At 48.0% G+C, this 2851-nt stretch carries 4 protein-coding genes; all 4 read left to right on the top strand.

All coding sequences use genetic code 11. The features are described from left to right. Positions 1-889: acetyl-CoA C-acyltransferase (locus B3W37_RS15620; RefSeq protein WP_483176364.1), on the top strand; the 889-nt coding region annotated here is incomplete at its 5' end. A 19-nt stretch (positions 890-908) separates the two neighbouring features. Next, the gene (locus tag B3W37_RS15625) at positions 909-1763 is read left to right on the top strand and encodes a 3-hydroxybutyryl-CoA dehydrogenase (RefSeq protein ID WP_483176365.1); all 855 of its coding nucleotides are present in this window, start codon (positions 909-911) and stop codon (positions 1761-1763) included. Positions 1764-1804: 41 nt separating this feature from the next. Continuing rightward, on the top strand, positions 1805-2587 hold the full coding sequence (locus B3W37_RS15630; protein WP_483176366.1) for a short-chain-enoyl-CoA hydratase: 783 nt from the start codon (positions 1805-1807) through the stop codon (positions 2585-2587). A 19-nt stretch (positions 2588-2606) separates the two neighbouring features. Next, positions 2607-2851, top strand: a 245-nt coding sequence (locus B3W37_RS15635; protein ID WP_483176367.1) for an acyl-CoA dehydrogenase family protein, incomplete at its 3' end; no start/stop codon positions are given.

Below are 2851 nucleotides of genomic sequence, written 5' to 3' on the forward strand. Positions count from 1 at the left end.
TATAGCCGGTGGACAGGAAAGCATGAGCAATTGTCCCTATACCCTTCCCGATCTCAGGTGGGGAAAAAGAATGGGAATGCTCAATGCCGATTGTGTGGATCTAATGGTTTACGATGGCCTGTGGGATGCCTTCTACGACCGTCACATGGCTATCCATGGATCTGAAGTAGCCGACGAATTCGGATTCAGCCGCCAGGAACAGGATGAGTGGGCTCTGCACTCCCAATTGGCAGCCGTTGCAGCCATACAGGAAGGAAAAATGGACGATGAGGTCTTCCCGGTAGCGATAAAAAAAGGGAAAGACGTATTGGAAAAAGATGAAGGACCCCGCCCTCAGACTACCATTGAAGGATTAGCCAAACTACCGCCGGTCTTTGGACATAAAAGTACCGTAACCGGTTTGCCCGGCAGTGTAACAGCCGGGAATGCACCTGGTACCAATGACGGCGGTGACGTATGCATGCTTATGAGCAGAGAAAAAGCCGATGCACTTGGTCTGAAGCCTTTATTTACTATTGTTGATTATGCCGAAGTATCCCAGCCCACCAAGGATATCGCCACCGTTCCCGGGCTTTCCATCAAAAAAGTTCTGGACCAGAATAACCTGACAGTTGACGACGTAAAAGTTGTTGAAATAAATGAAGCGTTTGCTGCTGTTGCTCTGGTTAGTGCCCGCAGTATTCTCGGAATGAGCAAAGAGCAAATGTTCGAAAAAGTTAATCCCAATGGCAGTGCGATTGCATATGGTCATCCTATTGGCGCCACCGGTGCCCGTATAGCAATGACCATGGCTTATGAATTGCGTCGCCGGGGCGGAGGATACGGGGTATGCGGAATATGCTCCGGCCATGCCCAGGGCGATGCCATGCTTATAAAGGTTGAACCTTAGGACGAAGGAGGCAGCATTTATGGATATTAAAAAAATTATGGTTATCGGAGCAGGGCAAATGGGCGGCGGTATAACTCAGGTAGCCGCCCAGGCCGGTTTCGAAACCGTTCAATATGATATTACTATGGACCTGGTTAATAAAGGTATCGCTCTGATAGATAAGAACTTGTCCCGGGATGTATCTAAAGGAAAGCGGGCAGAAGAAGAAAAGGCAGCTATTCTCGGGCGCATTAAACCTTCGGTAACTCTGGAAGATGCGGCTGACTGTGACCTCATTATTGAGGCTATTATCGAGAACTTTGCTATAAAAAAAGACGTCTTTACTAAACTGGATAATATTGCTCCCCCCCATGCCATATTGGCTAGCAACACCTCGTCATTGCCCATTACTCAAATTGCGGCCTGTACCAAACGGCCTGGCCAGGTTATCGGCATGCATTTTATGAATCCGGTACCGGTTATGAAACTGGTGGAAGTGATCAGAGGAATCGCCACTACCGACGAAGTTTACCAGGATGTTGAGGCAGCTTCTATAAAAATGGGCAAAGTCCCGGTTTGGTGTAAAGATGTACCGGGCTTCATTTCCAATCGGGTTCTGCAGGTTATGATCAATGAAGCGCTCTGGGAACTTTATGAAGGAGTCGCTCCGGCCGAGAACATCGACAATATCATGAAACTGGGTATGAACCATCCTATGGGTCCCTGTGCCTTGGCGGATCTCATTGGCCTTGACACCGTACTGGCCATCCTTAATGTCATGTATGAAGGCTACGGAGATCCCAAATACCGTCCTTCCCCGCTGCTCAAACAATACGTACAGGCCGGCTGGTTAGGCAGAAAAACCGGCAAAGGCATTTACGATTACAGCAGGTAGTAAGAGCCGCAGGCGGACCATTAAGTAAGGAGGTAAGGTTTTTGGAATTCGCCAATGTCATCCTGGAAAAAAAACCGGGCATTGCCCTTTTGACTATCAACCGTCCTCAGGCCTTAAATGCTTTAAATAAAGATACTTTGCTGGATATCAAGGCTGCTATCCAAGATGCCCGGGATGATAGCAGTATCAATGTAATCATTATCACCGGTGCCGGAAATAAGGCTTTTGTAGCCGGTGCCGATATCAGCTTTATGTTAAATATAAATTCGGTTGAAGCCCGTAATTTTGCCCGTTTGGGCCAGAAAGTTTTTCGCCTGATAGAATCCATAGATAAACCGGTGCTTGCCGCTATAAACGGATTTGCTTTGGGCGGAGGCTGTGAATTGGCTATGGCCTGTGATTTCCGGATTTGTACGGAAAACAGCAAGTTCGGTCAACCGGAGGTAGGTCTGGGGGTTACTCCCGGATTTGGCGGGACCCAACGTTTACCCCGTATAGTGGGAAGTGGAATGGCCAACCAGTTAATATATACCGGGGACAATATTGATGCCGGCGAGGCTTTAAGGATCGGACTGGTCAACGCGGTAGTACCGGCGGATAAATTGATGGATCACGTTAATAAAATAGCCCAAAGAATTTCATCCCGAAGCCAATTGGCGGTCAGGTTCTGCAAATCGGCGGTTATAGAAGGATTACAAATAGATATAGACCGCGCTATGACCCTCGAAGCTGATATATTTGCGCTTTGCTTTGCTACGGAAGACCAAAAGGAAGGCATGCAGGCTTTCATTGAAAAGCGAAAAGCCAATTTTACAGGAAAATAAGTGGGGAGGAGTTGGGAAAATGCATTTTCAGTTAAGTGACGAGTCCATAATGATTAGAGATATGGTCAGAAAGTTTGCCCAGAATGAAATAGAACCTATTGCGGCGGAAACAGACCGCACCCATGAATTCCCGATGGGAACTTTCAAGAAGCTGGCCGATTTGGGCTTAACCGGTATTCCCATCCCCGAAGAATGGGGCGGCGCCGGCGGTTCCTACCTGGATTTCGCCATGTTCGTGGAGGAAATTGCCAAAGCCTGCGCATC

The organism is Syntrophomonas sp. UBA5494 (assembly GCF_002426325.1).